This is a genomic window from Streptomyces musisoli, from assembly GCF_016741855.1.
Classification (GTDB): Bacteria; Actinomycetota; Actinomycetes; order Streptomycetales; family Streptomycetaceae; genus Streptomyces; species Streptomyces musisoli.
This window is the reverse complement of record NZ_JAERRH010000021.1, coordinates 26235-45092: the sequence shown is the minus strand read 5'-3', so window position 1 is coordinate 45092 and position 18858 is coordinate 26235. Positions and strand designations below refer to the sequence as shown.

17 protein-coding genes and 1 tRNA gene are annotated in these 18858 nt (G+C 72.2%); 10 read left to right on the top strand and 8 right to left on the bottom strand.

The genetic code is table 11. The features are described from left to right. The first annotated feature begins 115 nt into the window (after positions 1-115). Positions 116-1807: a phenylacetic acid degradation protein PaaN gene (paaN, locus tag JK361_RS34190; RefSeq protein ID WP_201825827.1), complete on the top strand. Its 1692-nt coding sequence runs from the start codon at positions 116-118 to the stop codon at positions 1805-1807. Between the two features lie 212 nt (positions 1808-2019). Here paaN and JK361_RS34185 read toward each other — a convergent pair whose 3' ends face one another. Genes JK361_RS34185 through JK361_RS34175 form a run of 3 tightly spaced genes read right to left on the bottom strand, consistent with a single transcriptional unit; the run spans position 2020 to position 4735 of the window. Beyond that, positions 2020-2781: a TrmH family RNA methyltransferase gene (locus tag JK361_RS34185; RefSeq protein WP_201825825.1), complete on the bottom strand. Its 762-nt coding sequence runs from the start codon at positions 2779-2781 to the stop codon at positions 2020-2022. Continuing rightward, complete coding sequence (locus JK361_RS34180) at positions 2778-3986, bottom strand: HTTM domain-containing protein (RefSeq protein WP_201825824.1); 1209 nt, start codon at positions 3984-3986, stop codon at positions 2778-2780. The genes JK361_RS34185 and JK361_RS34180 overlap by 4 nt, the downstream gene beginning before the upstream one ends. After that, positions 3983-4735 (bottom strand): DUF5819 family protein, encoded by a 753-nt coding sequence (locus tag JK361_RS34175; RefSeq protein WP_201825822.1) that lies wholly within the window; start codon positions 4733-4735, stop codon positions 3983-3985. The genes JK361_RS34180 and JK361_RS34175 overlap by 4 nt, the downstream gene beginning before the upstream one ends. 425 nt (positions 4736-5160) lie before the next feature. Between JK361_RS34175 and paaA the strand changes: the two genes are divergently transcribed. The 5 genes from paaA to JK361_RS34150 are packed head-to-tail and all read left to right on the top strand — an operon-like array spanning position 5161 to position 8780. Beyond that, the gene (gene paaA / locus JK361_RS34170; protein WP_201825820.1) at positions 5161-6177 is read left to right on the top strand and encodes a 1,2-phenylacetyl-CoA epoxidase subunit PaaA; all 1017 of its coding nucleotides are present in this window, start codon (positions 5161-5163) and stop codon (positions 6175-6177) included. Next, the gene (paaB, locus tag JK361_RS34165) at positions 6174-6461 is read left to right on the top strand and encodes a 1,2-phenylacetyl-CoA epoxidase subunit PaaB (protein WP_014673816.1); all 288 of its coding nucleotides are present in this window, start codon (positions 6174-6176) and stop codon (positions 6459-6461) included. The genes paaA and paaB overlap by 4 nt, the downstream gene beginning before the upstream one ends. A gap of 26 nt (positions 6462-6487) precedes the next feature. Next, positions 6488-7189: a 1,2-phenylacetyl-CoA epoxidase subunit PaaC gene (gene paaC, locus JK361_RS34160; protein ID WP_201825918.1), complete on the top strand. Its 702-nt coding sequence runs from the start codon at positions 6488-6490 to the stop codon at positions 7187-7189. Continuing rightward, the gene (paaD, locus tag JK361_RS34155; RefSeq protein ID WP_201825818.1) at positions 7183-7716 is read left to right on the top strand and encodes a 1,2-phenylacetyl-CoA epoxidase subunit PaaD; all 534 of its coding nucleotides are present in this window, start codon (positions 7183-7185) and stop codon (positions 7714-7716) included. The genes paaC and paaD overlap by 7 nt, the downstream gene beginning before the upstream one ends. Next, complete coding sequence (locus JK361_RS34150) at positions 7716-8780, top strand: 2Fe-2S iron-sulfur cluster-binding protein (protein ID WP_201825816.1); 1065 nt, start codon at positions 7716-7718, stop codon at positions 8778-8780. Before paaD ends, JK361_RS34150 begins: the two co-directional genes overlap by 1 nt. A gap of 238 nt (positions 8781-9018) precedes the next feature. On the opposite strand, the gene JK361_RS34145 is transcribed toward JK361_RS34150, so the two are convergent. After that, on the bottom strand, positions 9019-9954 hold the full coding sequence (locus JK361_RS34145; RefSeq protein WP_201825814.1) for a hypothetical protein: 936 nt from the start codon (positions 9952-9954) through the stop codon (positions 9019-9021). Positions 9955-10121: 167 nt separating this feature from the next. On the opposite strand from JK361_RS34145, the gene JK361_RS34140 reads away from it, so the two are divergent. Beyond that, positions 10122-11264 carry an acyl-CoA dehydrogenase family protein gene (locus JK361_RS34140; RefSeq protein WP_201825812.1) on the top strand — a complete coding sequence of 381 codons (1143 nt, stop codon included), beginning with the start codon at positions 10122-10124 and terminating at the stop codon, positions 11262-11264. A gap of 316 nt (positions 11265-11580) precedes the next feature. On the opposite strand, the gene JK361_RS34135 is transcribed toward JK361_RS34140, so the two are convergent. The 4 genes from JK361_RS34135 to JK361_RS34120 form a co-directional block, all read right to left on the bottom strand. Next, positions 11581-11910 (bottom strand): rhodanese-like domain-containing protein, encoded by a 330-nt coding sequence (locus tag JK361_RS34135; RefSeq protein WP_201825917.1) that lies wholly within the window; start codon positions 11908-11910, stop codon positions 11581-11583. 72 nt (positions 11911-11982) lie between these two features. Beyond that, on the bottom strand, positions 11983-12795 hold the full coding sequence (locus JK361_RS34130; RefSeq protein WP_201825810.1) for a hypothetical protein: 813 nt from the start codon (positions 12793-12795) through the stop codon (positions 11983-11985). A 144-nt stretch (positions 12796-12939) separates the two neighbouring features. Further along, entirely contained in the window at positions 12940-14379 is a 1440-nt protein-coding gene (locus JK361_RS34125; RefSeq protein ID WP_201825808.1) for a DUF2252 domain-containing protein, read from the bottom strand. Positions 14380-15134: 755 nt separating this feature from the next. After that, positions 15135-15218: transfer RNA gene (locus tag JK361_RS34120), tRNA-Leu, on the bottom strand. Positions 15219-15732: 514 nt separating this feature from the next. On the opposite strand from JK361_RS34120, the gene JK361_RS34115 reads away from it, so the two are divergent. The 3 genes from JK361_RS34115 to JK361_RS34105 all read left to right on the top strand — a co-directional run bounded on the left by JK361_RS34115 (position 15733) and on the right by JK361_RS34105 (position 18841). Beyond that, positions 15733-16599, top strand: a complete 867-nt coding sequence (locus JK361_RS34115; protein ID WP_201825806.1) for an FHA domain-containing protein — start codon at positions 15733-15735, stop codon at positions 16597-16599. A 10-nt stretch (positions 16600-16609) separates the two neighbouring features. Next, on the top strand, positions 16610-17137 hold the full coding sequence (locus JK361_RS34110) for an FHA domain-containing protein FhaB/FipA (protein ID WP_201825804.1): 528 nt from the start codon (positions 16610-16612) through the stop codon (positions 17135-17137). A gap of 132 nt (positions 17138-17269) precedes the next feature. Then, entirely contained in the window at positions 17270-18841 is a 1572-nt protein-coding gene (locus JK361_RS34105; protein ID WP_201825915.1) for a Stp1/IreP family PP2C-type Ser/Thr phosphatase, read from the top strand. Positions 18842-18858 lie beyond the last annotated feature (17 nt).

Genomic DNA, 18858 nt, shown 5'->3' with positions numbered 1-18858 from the left:
GATGCGCCGGACCCCTTGTCCCGACCGATCGTTCGGTTACTCTATCTCTGACTGGCAGTCCCTGCCCAGGTCACGGACTCGACGAAGAGCTCTCCAGACGAGGAGTTGGTCCCGCATGGCCGCCGAACTGACCGCCCACGAGCTGATCGAGAAGCATCGGCCCACCCTGGACCAGGCACTGGAAGCGATCCGCACCCGCGCGTACTGGTCGCCCCACCCCGAGCACCCGAAGGCGTACGGCGAGAACGGCAGCCTGGACGCGGCGGCGGGCAAGGCCGCCTTCGACGCCCTGCCGGGCACCCGGCTCGACCTCGGCCAGCCCGGCACGGACGACTGGGTGGGCGGCGAGATCTCGCCGTACGGCATCGAGCTGAACGTGTCCTACCCGCACGCGGACCTCGACGTGCTGCTTCCCGCGATGCGGTCGGGGCAGCGGGCCTGGCGGGACGCGGGTCCCGAGGTCCGGGCGGTGGTCTGCCTGGAGATCCTCAAGCGGATCAGCGACCGGACGCACGAGTTCGCGCACGCGGTCATGCACACCAGCGGGCAGGCGTTCATGATGGCGTTCCAGGCCGGCGGCCCGCACGCCCAGGACCGCGGCCTGGAGGCGGTGGCGTACGCGTACGCGGAGCAGGTCCGCACGCCCGAGACGGCGGAGTGGACGAAGCCGCAGGGCAAGCGCGACCCGCTCGTCCTCACCAAGCGGTTCACGTCCGTCCCGCGCGGCATCGGCCTGGTCATCGGCTGCAACACCTTCCCGACCTGGAACGGCTACCCGGGCCTGTTCGCCTCCCTGGCCACCGGCAACGCGGTCCTGGTCAAGCCGCACCCGCGCGCGGTGCTGCCGCTCGCGCTGACCGTCCAGGTCGCCCGGGACGTGCTGGCCGCGGCCGGCTTCGACCCGAACCTGGTCGCGCTCGCCGCCGAGCGCTCCGGCGAGGGCATCGCCAAGACCCTCGCCACCCGCCCGGAGATCCGGATCATCGACTACACCGGTTCGACGTCCTTCGGCGACTGGCTGGAGGCCAACGCCCGCCAGGCACAGGTCTACACGGAGAAGGCCGGCGTCAACACGGTGCTCGTGCACTCCACGGACGACTACAAGGGCATGCTGTCCAACCTGGCGTTCTCGCTGTCCCTGTACAGCGGCCAGATGTGCACCACCCCGCAGAACCTGCTCATCCCCCGTGACGGCATCACCACCGACCAGGGCCCCAAGACCTTCGACGAGGTCACCGCCGACCTCGCCCGTGCGGTCGACGGCCTGCTCGGCGACGACGCGCGCGCGAACGCCCTGCTGGGCGCGATCGTCAACCCGGACGTCAAGGCGCGACTGGAGGCCGCGGCCGGTCTCGGCGAGGTCGCCCTGGCCTCCCGCGAGATCGCCAACCCGGAGTTCCCGGACGCGGTGGTCCGCACCCCGGTCATCGTCAAGCTGGACGGCGCCAAGCCGGACGACGAGGCCGCCTACATGAGCGAGTGCTTCGGCCCGGTCTCCTTCGCGGTCGCCGTCGACTCGGTGACGGACGCGGTGGAGCTGCTGCGCCGCACGGTCCGGGAGAAGGGCGCGATGACCGTCGGCGCGTACACCACGGACGCCGGGACCGAGCGGGCCGTCGAGGAGGTATGCCTGGAGGAGTCGGCCCAGCTCTCCCTCAACCTGACCGGCGGGGTCTACGTCAACCAGACGGCCGCCTTCTCCGACTTCCACGGCTCGGGCGGCAACCCGGCGGCGAACGCGGCCCTCACCGACGGCGCCTTCGTGGCCAACCGCTTCCGGACGGTGGAGGTTCGGCGGGAGGCGTAGCGGCTCCGTCACCGGAAGGGTGCCGCGGGCCGGCCGGGGACGGTCCGCGGCACAGGGGCGCCGACACGGCAGGCCGCCTCGGCACGGTACGCGCTCCTCGCCTCCCCGGCCGCCGTCTTCCCCGGCCGCCGCTCTCACCGGCCGCGGTCCTCAGCGTCCGTGGTCCTCACCGTCCGGATCCGGCAATGCCGGCCAGGGCAGGGCCGGGTCGGTCAGGGCGCGTCCCCGGGGGCGCCGGCGCCGGTCGCACTCCAGTGGTACAGCGTCATCGCCACGCTGGTGGCCAGGTTGTAGCTGGAGACCTGGGGGCGCATCGGGAGGCGCAGAAGGTGGTCGGCGCGGGCTCGCAGCTCCGGCGACAGGCCGGTGCGCTCCGAGCCGAAGGCCAGCACGGCGTCGTCGGGCAGCCTGGTGCCGCGGATGTCCTCACCCTCCGGGTCGAGCGCGAACAGCGGTCCGGCGGGCAGCTCGCCGACGCCGAGGCGTTCCACGGCGGTCGCGAAGTGCAGGCCCGCCCCGCCGCGCACCACCGTGGGATGCCAGGGATCGAGCGTGCCCGTGGTGACCACCCCGGCCGCCCCGAAGCCGGCGGCCAGCCGGATCACGGCGCCGGCGTTGCCCAGGTTGCGGGGGTTGTCCAGGACCACGACGGGGGCGGTGCGGGGCGTGCGGGCGAGCGCGCGCAGGTTGGCCTCGCGGGACGGCCGTACCGCGAGGGCGGCCACCCCGGTCGGATGGGGGCGCGGCACGAGGGAGGCGTACACCTGCTCGGACACCTCCGTCAGGAGCGTGTCCAAGGTGCCGCGCACGTCACCGGCCAGCTCCTCGGCGAGGGACAGTGCGGCCGTCCGGTCGGTGGTGACCGCGACCGGCACCTCGGCGCCGAAACGCAGCGCGTGCTTCAGGGCGTGGAAACCGTCCAGCAGGACGGCCCCCTCCGCCTGCGCGCGCCAGCGGCTCAGCGGGTCGGTCATGCCGAGAACCCTACGTGGTCGGCCGTGCTCTCCTCCGGGGAGCGCGGCGCCGGGACCGTGAGGCCGGCGCGCCGGGCGAGGCGTCCACGCGCGCGTGCCGCCAGATCGCCGAGCCGGCGCAGGAACGACGTCGGCAGGAAGACGGCGTCGGCGGCGATCATCGCCAGCGAGAAGAACGGCAGGCCGAGGACGACCGCGATCACCGCGTGCTCGGTCATCATCAGCACCAGCAGGACGTTCTTGACCCGCCGGTTGAACAGGGTGAAGGGGAAGGCGACCTGCACCATGACCGTCCCGTAGGCCACGATCATCATGATCGTGCCGCTGGAGGACATCAGGTCGGCGAGCGCGGGCCAGGGGGAGAAGTAGTCCAGGTGCAGCGGGTAGTAGACGGCGGTGCCGTCCTGCCAGCGGGAGCCCTGGACCTTGTACCAGCCGGCCGTGGCGTAGATCAGGCACGCCTCGGCCATGATCACGACGAGGGCGCCGTTGTGCAGGACGTTGGCGATGACGTCCAGCAGGGTCCGCGGCTCACGCCAGGCCGCCCGGCGTCCGACGGCCCACCACAGGCCCAGGGCCGCCCAGGCCGTCCACAGCAGCGCCGGGATCAGCCAGTCGTGGAAACGGCCGGTCAGCGTCGCCGTGCCGAGTGCCAGGCCGAGCACCGCCCACAGCACCGGTCCCACCCGGTCGGCGGGTACGTGCTCCCCGCGCGCGCGTGCCGCCGCGCCCCGTGCCGCGCGGCGGGCGTCGAGGGACCACACCTGTCCGCAGCGCGTGAACACGAGGTAGATGGACATCAGGTGCAGGACGTTGTCGCCGCCGTCGCCGACGAAGACGCTGCGGTTCTGCAGCGACAGCACGCCGACCATGAACAGCAGGGATGCGGTCCGGGTGCGCCAGCCGAGCAGCAGGGCCGCGCTCGCGAGGATGGCGAGCGCGTAGCAGCACTCGAACCAGAGCTGCCCGTCGGACCACAGCAGTGCCGTGAAGGCGTGGTTGTCGTCGGTCAGCTCCTTGGCGAGGTTCCAGCCCCACGGTCCGGAGGGGCCGTACAGCTCCTGGCGGTGGGGGAACTCGCGCAGCAGGAAGAGCAGCCAGGTGCCGGCGAAGCCGATCCGTATGACGGCGCTCTGGTACGGCCCGAGGGCCGCCTCGGTGACCCGGGCGATGCCGCGCGACAGGGTCGGGGAGAGACGGTTCACCGCACACCTCCCGCGGCCTCGTCGGACGTCAGGGCCCACCAGGGCAGCACGCGGTAGACGGGCTTGGCGGAGATCCGCTCACGGCTCCACGGCGGCGGCTGCACATTGGTGGTGCTGGAACGGACCTGCACGCGCTGGATCACGCCTTCCCGGCTCGTCGGATCGTCCCGGTAGAGGCGCATCACGACGATGCGCCGCAGGTACTGCTCGGACAGCGAGCCGCGCATGCCCACGGGACGGTTGTCGGCGGCGTGCGTGGCAGCCAGGAAATCCCAGGCCCGGCGCAACTCGTTCTGCTGGGTGTGGCTGGGCACCAGGTTGCCGTCGATGGCGGCGCCGTCCTGGGCGGACAGGTCGGTCCACCCGGTGGTGCGCAGCCCGCCGTCGCGCATCCGCACCTCGGCGCGGACCTGTACGGCGATGTTCTGCTGGAGGGGGTTCGGGGCGAACAGCTTCCAGTTCTGCTCGAACTCCGGGTACACCCAGTCCTGTACCGCCTGGCCGTGCTGCTTCGTCACCGTGTTAGCCGGGGCGAGGCTGAGGAACACCATCAGCAGATGCACACAGCCGGCGACGGCGACCACCGCGAGCGCCAGTGCCGCGGCGACCTGGTAGCGGGGGGAGAGCGCGGCGACGCCGGTGCGGGGCGGGGACGGCGGGTCGTGCTCCGGGGGCTCTTCCGGGAGACGCGTCCCGGCCGACCCGTCGGGCGCCTGTGGGCCCCGCGAGTCCTCGTCGTACGCGTCCATCCCGTCCCGTCCCCCGTCTCCGCTCGTGCGGTCGGCTCGTCGTTCAGCTCGGTCGTTCGGCCGGTCCGTCCGGCCCAGCGGGCGGCTGAGCGGGGCCACCCGCGGCGCGGCGCCCGTCACAGGCGCCACAGGCTTCACGAGCGCCACGTCTCGGCGCTCGCACGGAACGGTACTCAGCCGCGGGCCCCGGGCGCAGCCCCGGGTACGGACCGAAGGCGGTGGTCCTCGCCACGCGGCACGGCCCCGGCACCGGGCCGTCTGGCCCTCCGGCCTGCTCGGAGCGCCGTCCACGGGCGGCTCCCGCGAGTTTTCCACAGCGGTTGACACCCCGCGGCGGCCCGGCACACCATGGATGCGACCGAACGATCGGTCGGGACAGTTCGAACAACCAGGTTCACCACCGAGCCCGAGGTCAGGGGGACCGCATGGCCACAGCAGCCGCGCAGCGCACGGCCCGCACACCGGCGGACGGCGCACCGGACACCGTCGACACGGCGGCCTACCAGCACGCCTTCGACGCGGCCGTGGCCGCAGACGAGCGCATCGAGCCGCGCGACTGGATGCCCGACGCCTACCGCGCGACCCTGGTCCGGCAGATCGCCCAGCACGCGCACTCCGAGATCATCGGCATGCAGCCGGAGGCCAACTGGATCACCCGTGCGCCGTCCCTGCGCCGCAAGGCGATCCTGATGGCCAAGGTCCAGGACGAGGCCGGCCACGGCCTGTACCTGTACAGCGCAGCCGAGACCCTCGGCACCAGCCGCGACGAACTGCTCGACAAGCTGCACGCCGGCCGCCAGAAGTACTCCTCGATCTTCAATTACCCGACGCTGACCTGGGCCGACGTCGGCGCGATCGGCTGGCTGGTGGACGGCGCCGCGATCACCAATCAGGTTCCCCTGTGCCGCTGCTCCTACGGACCGTACGCCCGCGCGATGGTGCGGATCTGCAAGGAGGAGTCCTTCCACCAGCGCCAGGGCTACGAGCTGCTGCTGGCCCTCAGCAAGGGCACGCCGGAGCAGCACGCCATGGCCCAGGACGCGGTGGACCGCTGGTGGTGGCCGTCGCTGATGATGTTCGGCCCGCCCGACGACGAGTCCCAGCACTCCGCACAGTCGATGGAGTGGAAGATCAAGCGCCACTCCAACGACGAACTGCGCCAGCGCTTCGTGGACATCTGCGTCCCGCAGGCCGAGTCCCTGGGCCTCACCCTCCCCGATCCGGAGCTGAGGTGGAACGAGGAGCGCGGGCAGCACGACTTCGGTCCGATCGACTGGACGGAGTTCTGGGAGGTCCTCAAGGGCAACGGCCCCTGCAACGAACAGCGGATCACCCAGCGCCGGCGCGCCCACGACGAGGGCGCCTGGGTACGGGAAGCCGCCGCGGCCTACGCGGCCAAGCACACCGGCGACACCGGTGAGACAGGAGCGACGCGAGCATGAGCACCACCGACTGGCCCCTGTGGGAGGTCTTCGTGCGCTCCCGGCGCGGCCTCTCCCACACCCACGCCGGCAGCCTGCACGCGCCCGACGCCGAACTGGCCCTGCGCAACGCCCGCGACCTGTACACCCGGCGCGGCGAGGGCGTCTCCATCTGGGTCGTCCCGGCCGCCGCGATCACCGCCTCCTCACCCGACGAGAAGGACCCCTTCTTCGAGCCGGCCGCCGACAAGCCCTACCGGCACCCGACCTTCTACGAGATCCCCGAAGGGGTGAAGCACCTGTGACCGCCACCGGCCCCGCCACCGTCCCGGTGACCGCCGCGCTCGCCCTCGGCGACGACGCCCTGGTGATCTCCCACCGCCTCGGGGAATGGGCCGGGCACGCCCCCGTCCTGGAGGAGGAGGTCGCCCTCGCCAACATCGCCCTGGACCTGCTCGGCCAGGCCCGGGTGCTTCTGTCGCTGGCCGGCGACGAGGACGAGCTGGCCTACCTGCGCGAGGAGCGCGCCTTCCGCAACCTCCAGCTGGTCGAGCAGCCGAACGGCGACTTCGCGCACACCATCGCCCGCCAGCTGTACTTCTCCACCTACCAGCAACTGCTCTACGACGAACTGGCCACGGGCACCGGCCCCTTCGCGCCGCTGGCCGCGAAGGCGGTGAAGGAGGTCGTCTACCACCGCGACCACGCCGAGCAGTGGACGCTGCGGCTCGGTGACGGCACGGAGACCAGCCACGAGCGGATGCAGCGGGCCTGTGACGTGCTCTGGCGGTTCACCGGTGAGATGTTCCAGCCGGTGGAGGGCCTGGACGCCGACCTGCCCGCCCTGGAGACCCGTTGGCTGGAGTCCGTGACCGACGTGCTCGGCCGGGCCGGTCTGACCGTGCCGGAAGGCCCGCGCACGGGCGCCTGGTCGGCGGGAGCCGGCCGGCAGGGCGTGCACACCGAGCCCTTCGGCCGGATGCTCGCCGAGATGCAGCACCTGCACCGCAGCCATCCGGGAGCGTCATGGTGACCACCACCGCCCTGGAGGCGGAGCTGCTGGAGCTGGCCGGGGCGGTGCCCGACCCCGAACTGCCCGTGCTCACCCTGCGCGAGCTGGGCGTGCTCCGCGCGGTGCACGTGCACGGCACCGACTCGGTGGAGGTCGACCTGACCCCCACGTACACCGGCTGCCCGGCCATCGAGGCGATGAGCCTCGACATCGAACAGGTGCTGCGTGCCCACGGCATGCGCGAGGTCACGGTCCGCACGGTGCTCACCCCCGCCTGGTCGACCGACGACATCACCCCCGAAGGGCGCGAGAAGCTCCGGGAGTTCGGAATCGCCCCGCCGCGGGTGCGCCAGGAGATCGGCCCGGTGCCGCTGACCCTCGGGCCGACCCGCACCCAGGACACGCAGAGCGGGACGGAACCGGTCCGCTGCCCGCACTGCGGCTCCGCCGGCACCGAGCTGCTGAGCCGGTTCTCCTCCACCGCGTGCAAGGCGCTGCGCCGCTGCCTGGCCTGCCGCGAACCGTTCGACCACTTCAAGGAGTTGTGATGGCGCGCTTCCACCCGCTCCCGGTGGCCGCGGTCGACCGGCTCACGGACGACTCCGTCGCCCTCACCCTCTCCGTTCCGCCCGAGCTGCGCGAGGAGTACCGGCACGCACCCGGCCAGCACCTCGCGCTGCGCCGCCAGGTCGACGGCAAGGAGATCCGGCGCACCTACTCGATCTGCTCGCCCGCCCCCGACCCGGCCGGCGAGGGCCCGGCCCTCCTGCGGGTGGGAGTGCGGCTGGTCGAGGGCGGGGCCTTCTCGGCGTACGCGCTGAAGGAGATCAACGTCGGGGACGAGCTGGAGGTGATGACCCCGGCGGGCCGCTTCACGCTGGACCCGGCACCGGGCCTGTACGCGGCGGTGGTCGGCGGCAGCGGCATCACCCCGGTGCTGTCCATCGTCGCCACGCTGCTGGCGCGCGAGCCGGCGGCCCGGTTCTGCCTGATACGCAGCGACCGTACGGCCGCGTCCACGATGTTCCTGGAGGAGGTCGCCGATCTGAAGGACCGCTATCCGCAGCGGCTTCAGCTGGTGACCGTGCTCTCCCGGGAGGAGCAGCAGGCGGGTCTGCCGTCGGGCCGGCTCGACCAGGAGCGGCTCTCCGGGCTGCTGCCCGCGCTGCTGCCGGTGGAGCGGGTGGCCGGCTGGTTCCTGTGCGGGCCGTACGGGCTGGTGCAGGGCGCGGAGCGGGCGCTGCGGGAGCTGGGCGTGGCGCGGGACAGGATCCACGAGGAGATCTTCCACGTGGACGCGGGGTCGGCCCCTGCGGCCATGGTTCCGGCGCCCGCGCACAGCACCGTCACCGCGCGCCTCGACGGCCGCGGCGGCACCTGGCCGGTACAGGACGGCGAATCGCTGCTGGAGACGGTGCTGCGCAACCGGCCGGATGCGCCCTACGCCTGCAAGGGAGGGGTGTGCGGGACGTGCCGGGCCTTCCTGGTCGAGGGCGAGGTGCGCATGGACCGCAATTTCGCGCTGGAGACGGAGGAGACGGAGGCCGGGTATGTGCTGGCCTGCCAGTCGCATCCGCTGACGGAGAAGGTGGAGCTGGACTTCGACCGCTGAGTCGTGACCGCGCCCGCCGAGGACCCCGAGGAGCGCACGGGGCGGGCGATACGGACGAGCTGTTGGTCAGCCGTCCCCGGACCGTTCCGGTGAGCCGTCGCAGGACCGTTCCGGTGAGCCGTCGCCGTCCACCCCGGTGAACCGCATTCGGACCAACCCGGCGGCCGCCTTCGCACCGACCACCCTGGCCGGCCGTCCTCTGGGCCACCTCTGGTCAGCCGTCCCCGCCCTCCCCTGGTCAGCGGTCCTCCGGCCATCTCCGGTCGGCGGTGACCTCGCGTGCGATGCGCCGCCACTGGGTCTCTCCGCCGGGCAGCGGCCAGGCCCAGGTGGGGCGTTGCTCCGTACGCAGTTCACGGAGGCGGCGGGCGAGGGAGGGACCCGCGACGGCGGCGCCGTCCGGGACCGCGGAACCCTGGCGTTCGCGCAGTTCGGCGAAGCGGGCCAGTTCGGCTTCGTAGAGGCGCACGGCACGTTCGGTGCCTTCGTCCACCTCGTCGGCCGGCGCGGTGCGGTGCAGATGCAGCAGCGGTGGCGTGAGCGACTCGGCGATCGCCGCGGCGAGCCGCGCGTGACCATCCAGGATCAGATGGCAGTCCAGACCGCTGACCCACCACAACAGGACGGGCGGAAGCGTGCCGTCACGAGCCTGTTTGCGGTACGCCTTGACCCGGCTGTCGTCGGCGTCGGGCATGGGTCGCAGCGGGAGGATCTCCCACGAGCCGGAATGGACGAACCAGTCGATGTATCCGTCCGGATGGCCCTCGACGAGCATGGAGTTCCAGTACTCGTGCGGCGGAAGGCGGCCGTGGTTCCAGCGCAGCAGCGGACTCTCGGGCGACAGCAGCCAGCATCCGTCGTGCAGGGGGCCGGCCGGCGAGTCGAGCAGGTGCTGTGCGAAACGGTGAGCCCAGCGATCCGGATGGCCCGCGAGAGCCCGGGCCGTCTCGGCACGCAACGGCGGGAGGGGCGGGCGGTAGGCGTCGGTGCGCCAGAACTCCACCCCGCAGCGGTCGCCGTCGACAGCGGCCAGGAGCACCGGCCGTGACAACTGGGTGAGCAGCAACCGCCGTTCAGCACTCAGCAGGCACAGACCCGGCCTGTTGCGTGAGCGCACCTCCAGGGAGAGGGCCGTCCATGTGCCGTCGTCCCGCGTGATGTCCGTGCGCCGCATGCCGAGACGATAAAGGGCGGACACGGTCGGCCGCGCAGTCGTTTTCGGTACCGCCCGAGCACTCCCGGACCGTTCCCTTCTTCTAGAACCTGTTCTATCTTGACGGACCGTCAGATCGTCTGCCGGATCGACCGGTCAGATGACCGCACCCGCCGGGAGGACAGGCCGTGGACTTCACCTTCACCGAGGAGCAGCTGGCGGCGGCCGAGGCGGCGCGGGGGGTGTTCGCCGACGTGCTGCCCGACGCGGTGCCCAGTCCGGCGCTCACCACCGGCGCCGTGGCCGAGGGCTTCGACCGGGCGCTGTGGTCCCGGCTCGCCGATGCCGACCTGCTGAGTCTGCTGCTGGCCGAGGCGCACGGCGGAGCGGGCCTCGACGCCATCGCGCTGTGTCTGGTGCTTCGCGAGGCCGGCCGGGTACTGGCGCGGGTGCCGCTGCTTGAGCACAGCGCCGCCATGGCGGCCGTGCAGGCGTTTGGAGGCCCGGAGCAGGCCGGCCGGCTGCTGGACCGGGCGGGCCGCGGTGAGCTGGTGCTGACCGTCGCGGCGCACGGACGTACCGGTCACGACCCGGCCGAATCGGCCGTCACCGCGCGGCGTGACGGGCAGGCGTGGCTGCTGGACGGGGTGCAGACGGCGGTGGCGTGGGCGTACGACGCGGACCTGGTCGTCGTACCGGCGCACACCGAGGACACGGTCGCCGGCCGGACCGTGCTGGCTCTGGTGCCGCGCGAGGCGGACGGGCTGGTGGCGTCCGAGCAGATCTCCACCAGCGGTGAGCGGCTGGCCGAGCTGCGGCTGCGCTCCGTCCGGGTGGAGCCGGAGGATGTGATCGAGGCCGACGGCGCCTGGGAGTGGCTGCACGCGCTGCTGGTGACCGGGACGTGCGCGCTGGCTCTCGGGCTGGGGGAGCGGGTGCTGCGGATGACCGGCGAGTACACCGGCAAGCGGGAGCAGTTCGGGCATCCGATCGCGACGTTCCAGGCGGTGGCCGTGCAGGCGGCGGACCGGTACATCGACCTGCGGGCCATGGAGGCCACCCTGTGGCAGGCCGCGTGGCGGATCGCTTCCGGGGCGCCCGGGGCGCTGCCCGCCGCCGGGGATGTCGCCGTGGCGAAGATCTGGGCGGCGGAGGGGGTACGGCGGGTGGTGCAGACGGCACAGCATCTGCACGGCGGGTTCGGCGCCGACACCGACTACCCGCTGCACCGGTACCACGCCTGGGCCAAGCACTTGGAACTGGCGCTCGGCCCGGCGGCGGCGTACGAGGAGAGGCTCGGCGACCTGCTGGCCACCCACCCCCTCGGCTGACGAGAGCGATCGGGGAGGATCCGGACGTGGAGCGGGGAGACTCCGGCCCGAGCTGGCTGCGGAAGGTCCGGCCGCGGGTCCGGGAGACGTCGGCCGCAGGAGGCGGAAACTCCGGCCACGAGATCCGGAAGGTCCCCGGACGCGGTGTCCGGTAGGCCCCGCACGCGGTCTCCGGTAGGCCCGGACGCGGTGTCCGGTAGGCCCCGCACGCGGTCTCCGGGAGGCCCGGACGCGGTGTCCGGGAGGCCCCGGTCGCGGGGACCACGGGCTCCGGCTACAGCAGACGGCTTCGCTGACCGACCGCAGGGGCCTCCGGTTACAGGACGAAGCCCGGCTTGCCGTCGTCGGTGACGACCGTGCGGCCGGTCTGCTCCCAGTGGTGCATGCCGCCGTCGACGTTCACCGCGTCGATGCCCTGCTGGACCAGGTACATGGTGACCTGGGCCGAGCGGCCGCCCGAGCGGCAGATCACGTGGACGCGGCCGTCCTGCGGAGCGGCCTCGGTCAGCTCGCCGTAGCGGGCCACGAACTCGCTGATGGGAATGTGCAGCGCTCCCTCGGCGTGGCCCGCCTGCCACTCGTCGTCCTCGCGGACGTCCAGCAGGAAGTCACCGTCCTTGAGGTCCGTGACCTGGACCGTGGGCACACCAGCTCCGAAATTCATGGCTCCGACGCTACCCGAAACGACAGGTGGCCCGGTCCTTCGCGGCCGGATCGCTCAGTCCTGCCCCAGCAGGGCGGCGAGCTCCGCCTCCCGCTGGGCGATGTCGGCGCGCAGCCGGTCGCCGATCTCCTCGAGCAGCCCGTCCGGGTCATCCGGCGCGAGGCGGAGCAGGCCGGCGATCGCGCCCTCCTCCAGTTCACGGGCGACGAGGGCGATCAGTTCCTTGCGCTGGGCGAGCCACTCGAGGCGGGCGTACAGCTCCTCGGCGGGACTCGGGCGGCGCTCGGGCGGCACCGGTCCGGCGGCCCACTCCTCGGCCAGCTCCGTGAGAAGGGTCTCGTCACCGCGGGCGTACGCGGCGTTGACCCGGCTGAGGAACTCCTCGCGCCGCTTGCGCTCCTCTTCCTCCTGGGCCAGGTCGGGGTGGGCCTTGCGGGCGAGGTCGCGGTAGAGCCTGCGAGCCTCCTCGCTGGGCCGCACCCGCTGCGGGGGCCGTACCGGCTGGCCGGTGAGCATGGCGCTGGCCTCCGGGAACAGGCCGTCCCCGTCCATCCAGCCGTGCAGCAGCTCCTCCACGCCCGGGATGGGCTGTACGCGGGCGCGGGCCTCCTCGGCACGGCGGACGTCCTCGGGGTCGCCGGTCCGGGCGGCCTTCGCCTCGGCGATCTCCGCGTCCAGTTCCTCGATCCGGACGTAGAGGGGGCCGAGGCGCTGTTCGTGCAGGCGGGAGAAATTCTCGACCTCGACGCGGAAGGTCTCCACGGCGATCTCGTACTCGATCAACGCCTGCTCGGCGGCCCGTACGGCCCGTTCCAGCCGTTCCTCGGGACGCGGCGGCTGGGACTCGTCGGCTTCGGGGGTCGTCACCCGCCCAGAGTAGCGCCGCGCCGGGCATGGACCAGGGTCCGCGGTTCCCCTGACGAGTCTCACCGCAGCCCGTCCACGAGTGCCCCGCGCCCCTGAGGAACTCCACGACCGAGTTTCAGCAGTCCCCTGTGCCCCGCGTGACTCTCACACGCCCGTCTCTGCCGCGAGGCGGCCCGTGCGGATGCCTTTGAGGAGGTCGTTGTGGTCTGCCTCCGTGCGGTCGGCGTAGGTGACGGCGAACGCGGCGATCGCCTCGTCTAGCTCCTCGTTCTTGCCGCAGTACCCGGCGATCAGCCGCGGGTCGGCGCTGTGGGAGTGGGCGCGGGCCAGCAGGGCGCCGGTCATGCGGCCGTAGTCGTCGATCTGGTCGGTGGCGAGGGCGGCCGGGTCGACGCTGCCCTTGCGGTTGCGGAACTGGCGCACCTGGTAGGGGCGCCCCTCGACGGTGGTCCAGCCGAGCAGGATGTCGCTGACGACCTGCATCCGCTGCTGGCCGAGCACCACCCGGCGGCCCTCGTGCACGACCGGCGGGGTCGTGAAGCCGGCCGTGGCAAGGTGCGGGACGAGTGCGGAGGGGCGGGCCTCCTTCACCTGGAGGACCAGGGGCTCCCCGCGGTGGTCGAGCAGCAGGACGACGTACGAGCGGGTGCCGACACTGCCGGTGCCGACCACCCGGAAGGCGACGTCGTGCACGGCGTGCCGGGCCAGCAGGGGGCGGAGGTCCTCGCCGAGCGTGTCGACGTACGCCTCGAGGGACGCGACGACCGCCGCGGCCTCGGCGTCCGGGATGCTGCGCAGCACCGGCGGGGCGGGCACGAACCGGCGCCTCCCGTCCTCGGCCGTCTCGGTCGACTTCGCCGCGAACCGGCCGCTGGTGTTGGACCGGGCCTTCTCCGAGACCCGCTGGAGTGTGCCGAGCAGGTCGTGTGCGTCGGTGTGGGAGACCAGCTCCTCGTCCGCGATGGCGTTCCAGGCGTCGAGCACGGGCAGCTTCGCGAGCAGCCGCATGGTGCGGCGGTAGGCGCCGGCCGCGTCACGGGCGGCCGCGTGGCAGGTGTCCTCGTCGGCGCCCGCCTCCCGGCCGGCGAGCACCAGCGAGGCCGCGAGCCGCTTCAGGTCCCACTCCCAGGGGCCGTGCACGGTCTCGTCGAAGTCGTTGAGGTCGATGACGAGGTCGCCGCGGGCGTCGCCGTACAGCCCGAAGTTGGCCGCGTGCGCGTCCCCGCATATCTGGGTGCCGATCCCGGTCATGGGGGTGCGCGCGAGGTCGTACGCCATGAGCCCGGCCGAGCCGCGCAGGAAGGCGAACGGGCCGGCTGCCATCCGGCCCACCCGGAGCGGGGTCAGCTCGGGGATGCGGCCGGCGTTGGACTCGGTCACCGCGCTCACCGCGTCGGGGCGGGCGGCTTCCAGATCGAGGGCGCGGTGGGCGGAGCGGGGCACGCCCGACCGGAGCGCCTTGCCCTCCTCCTTCGGCGAGCCGGGCGAACCCTGCGGCGGCCATTCGGCGAATCCGCGCACCCGGGGCAGCCGACGCGTGCCCTCGTCCGCCGCGTCCGCCGCTCCCACACCGGTTCCGGTCACCGTGACCGCCTCCCCCGTACTGCCCGCGCCGTTGAACAGGCGTCGGTGCGAACATCAACTCGAAGAGACCGTACAGCCGGTGGCCGAAACGCGTCAGACCCTGTGGACAACTCCGTCGGGCGGTCACCGGGGAGCGGTCCGCGTCAGCCGCCGTCACCGCCGTGGCACCCCGAAATACCGTGCTGCCATGCCCGGTTGCGGGAGCGGGGCCACGCGATCGCGCAGCGGCACAAGGGCTCCCCCGGAGACGCCGCACGGACGGCCCTCGGAGCGACGCGCTTCACACGAGGCTCTCGGGGACGTTTCACGCAGGGTTCCCGAAGCAACACGCTTCACGCAAAGCTCTCGAAGACGCTCCACGAGGAACTCGCGAAACGAGACGCTCCACGAAGGGCTCTGGGCCCGAGACTCCACAGGGGACTCTCGGCACGAGACGCTGCACGGAAGGCCCCGCACCCGGGACAGCTCGGCGGGCGACAGCAATTCCGGTCGGCGGTGACTACGGCCGCCGGTGACTCCGCACAGGCGCCCGCCCCACCCCGGTGATCCGGCCCTCACGAAGCCGAGGCCCTCGTGTGATGCCGGTCATGTGACCCGGACCTCGGCCGGCCGCTCCCGGCTCCGTCCTCGACGCACCGTCAGCAGGCACTGCCCGGAGCGGCCTGAGAACTTACTCACAACATGGCTCACGCCGAGGAACGACATCTAAACGACTACAGGCCCATCGTTTTCACGATGGGCCTGTAGCCTCTGTGTGCGCGAGGGGGGAGTTGAACCCCCACGCCCTTGCGGGCACTGGAACCTGAATCCAGCGCGTCTGCCTATTCCGCCACCCGCGCATTGGGTGTGTCTTCCGCTTCCGGCCCTTTCGGGCTGGCCCCTTCCGACACCCAGAACATTAGCACGTCGTACGGGGTGGATTCACATCGCTTCCCGGCCGCCCCTTCCACCCGCAGGCCCGCAGGCCCGCAGGCTCACAGGCTCACAGGCCCGCAGGCTCACAGGCCCGCAGCGCCGCAGGCCCTGGTGCCCGCGGCGGCCCCGGGGGACCGTGGGGCGGCTCACGCGTCCCGCACGTATCAAGGAGACACGCCTCACGTATCAACCTCGTACCGGTCCAGGCCATCTCCCCAGGAGGCGGGCCGGGTCCACAGCAGGGTGCGGGACACTGGTCTTCGCCCCCCTCTACGATCCATGGCAGCAGGACACGCGCCAGGAGTTCGAAGGGGAGCCGCTCGGGGAACCGGCTGATTGGCGGGCGCGTAGATACGATCAGTGAGCAGTACCAGCAGTACCCGGCACGGCAGCGGCACAGAGCAGGCAAGACGACGGCAGGGACGGAGGAGGTGCCCCATGGGAGTCCTGAAGAAGTTCGAGCAGCGTCTCGAAGGTCTGGTGAACGGCACCTTCGCCAAGGTTTTCAAGTCCGAGGTCCAGCCCGTGGAAATCGCCGGTGCGCTCCAGCGCGAGTGCGACAACAACGCGACGATCTGGAACCGTGATCGCACCGTCGTACCCAACGACTTCATCGTGGAGCTGAGCGCGCCCGACTTCGAGCGCCTCAGCCCCTACTCCGGGCAGCTCGGCGACGAGCTGGCCGGCATGGTGCGCGACTACGCGAAGCAGCAGCGCTACACCTTCATGGGGCCGATCAAGGTCAACCTGGAGAAGGCCGACGACCTGGACACCGGCCTGTACCGGGTGCGCTCGCGCACCCTCGCCTCCTCCAGCAGCCAGCAGGCGGCACCGCAGGCCCCCGGCGCGGCTCCGGCCGGCCGCCCCGGCCAGGGTGCCCCCGGCGGCTACGGCTACCCGCCGGCCGCCCCCGCGGGCGCGCCCCCGATGCCGTCCTCGCCGCCGCCCGGCGCCCGTCCCGGCGGCTACGGTTACCCGCAGCCCGCCACCCAGCGGCCCGCCGCGGCCCCGATGAGCGGTGCCCGCACCCGCTACTGGATCGAGATCAACGGCACCCGCCACCAGATCTCCCGCCCGACGCTCGTGATGGGCCGCAGCACCGACGCCGACGTGCGGATCGACGACCCCGGCGTCTCCCGCCGGCACTGTGAGATCCGGACCGGAACGCCCTCGACGATCCAGGATCTCGGCTCCACCAACGGCATCGTGGTGGACGGACAGCACACCACCCGCGCTACGCTCCGCGACGGCTCGCGGATCGTCGTGGGCAGCACCACCGTTATCTATAGGCAAGCCGAAGGGTGAAGCGGGGGCAATGTCAGAGCTGACCCTCACGGTCATGCGGCTGGGTTTCCTGGCCGTACTGTGGCTGTTCGTGATCGTGGCCGTGCAGGTCATCCGGAGCGACCTGTTCGGTACGCGCGTCACTCAGCGCGGATCGCGTAGGGAAGCGGCCCGGCCGCAGCAGTCCGGCCGGCAGCAGGCACGGCAGCAGGCCGCGCCGCCGCAGCAGCGTGCCCAGCAGGGCGGCGGCCGGCGTGGCCGCAACGCCCCCACCAAGCTGGTGGTGACGGAAGGCACACTGACCGGCACCACCGTCGCGCTTCAGGGCCAGACCATCACCCTGGGCCGGGCGCACGACTCCACGATCGTGCTGGACGACGACTACGCCTCCAGCCGCCATGCCAGGATCTACCCGGACCGCGACGGCCAGTGGATCGTCGAGGATCTCGGTTCCACCAACGGCACCTACCTGGACCGGTCCCGGCTGACGACGCCCACGCCGATCCCGCTGGGCGCGCCGATCCGCATCGGCAAGACCGCAATCGAGCTGCGGAAGTAGTACGACAATGAGTGAGCGGAGCGAGCACGCAGCGGCAGGCCGCCACCCGGTCTCCGGCGCGCTCCCAACCGGAGGGTGGGCAGTGTGGCTCGACACGACCGGCTGTACCCGGAGCCGACGGGCGAGGTGCGCATGAGTCTGTCACTGCGCTTTGCCGCCGGATCGCACAAGGGCATGATCCGGGAGGGCAACGAGGACTCCGGTTACGCCGGTCCGCGCCTGCTCGCCATCGCCGACGGCATGGGCGGCCAGGCGGCCGGCGAGGTCGCCTCCTCCGAGGTGATCTCCACCCTGGTCACTCTCGACGACGACGTGCCCGGCTCGGACATCCTCACCTCGCTCGGCACCGCCGTGCAGCGCGCCAACGACCAGCTGCGCGCCATGGTCGAGGAGGACCCCCAGCTCGAAGGCATGGGCACCACCCTCACCGCCCTGTTGTGGACCGGCCAGCGGCTCGGACTCGTACACGTCGGCGACTCGCGCGCGTATCTGCTCCGTGACGGTGTGCTCACCCAGATCACCCAGGACCACACCTGGGTGCAGCGGCTCGTCGACGAGGGCCGGATCACCGAGGAAGAGGCCACCACCCACCCGCAGCGCTCCCTGCTGATGCGCGCCCTCGGCAGCGGCGACCACGTCGAGCCCGACCTGTCGGTCCGCGAGGTCCGGGCCGGCGACCGCTATCTGATCTGCTCCGACGGTCTGTCCGGCGTCGTCTCCCACCAGACGATGGAGGAGACCCTCGCCAGCTACCAGGGCCCGCAGGAGACCGTGCAGGAGCTGATCCAGCTCGCGCTGCGCGGCGGCGGCCCCGACAACATCACGGTCATCATCGCCGACGTGCTCGACCTGGACACCGGCGACACCCTCGCCGGGCAGCTGTCCGACCAGCCGGTCGTGGTCGGCGCGGTCGCCGAGAACCAGCACCACCTGCACGACAACGGCATCATGCAGACGCCGGCCGGCCGGGCCTCCCACCTGGGCCGTCAGGGCCAGCGGCACGGCGGCGGCGAGTTCGGCCCGCCCGGCTCCGGCGACACCACCGGTTACGTCCCGGCCGGCGGTTTCGGCGACTACGCCGACGGCGACTTCACCAAGCCGCGCAAGCGCCGGTGGCTGAAGACCTCGCTGTACGGCGCCCTCGCCCTCGCCGTGGTCGGCGGCGGCCTGTACGGCGGCTACCGCTGGACGCAGACGCAGTACTACGTCGGCACCAAGGACGAGCACGTCGCCCTGTACCGCGGGATCAGCCAGGACCTGGCGTGGGTCTCGCTGTCGAAGGTGGAGAAGGACCACCCCGAGATCGAACTCAAGTACTTGCCGCCGTACCAGCAGAAGCAGGTGAAGGCGACGATCGCGGAGGGCGGCCTGGAGGCGGCCCGGAACAAGGTCCAGGAGCTGGCCGTGCAGGCGTCCGCCTGCCGCAAGCAGACCGAGCGCCAGGCCGCCGAGGAGGCGCGCCGCAACGCCAAGAACGGCGGCAAGGACAAGACCACCGGCTCCGGCGCCTCGCACGGCACCACGGGTGCCGTCACGCACACCGCCTTCACCAAGGCCTCCCCGACGCCGAACCCATCGGCCTCGAAGACGTCCCCCACGTCCCCTTCGAAGTCTCCGTCCACGACCCCGTCCGCGACCCCCAGCCCCGGCCCCACTCTCTCGGAGGATGAGCAGAAGGTCGTCTCGCTGTGCGGTAAGCAGTAGGCAAGCCGTGAGAGGCC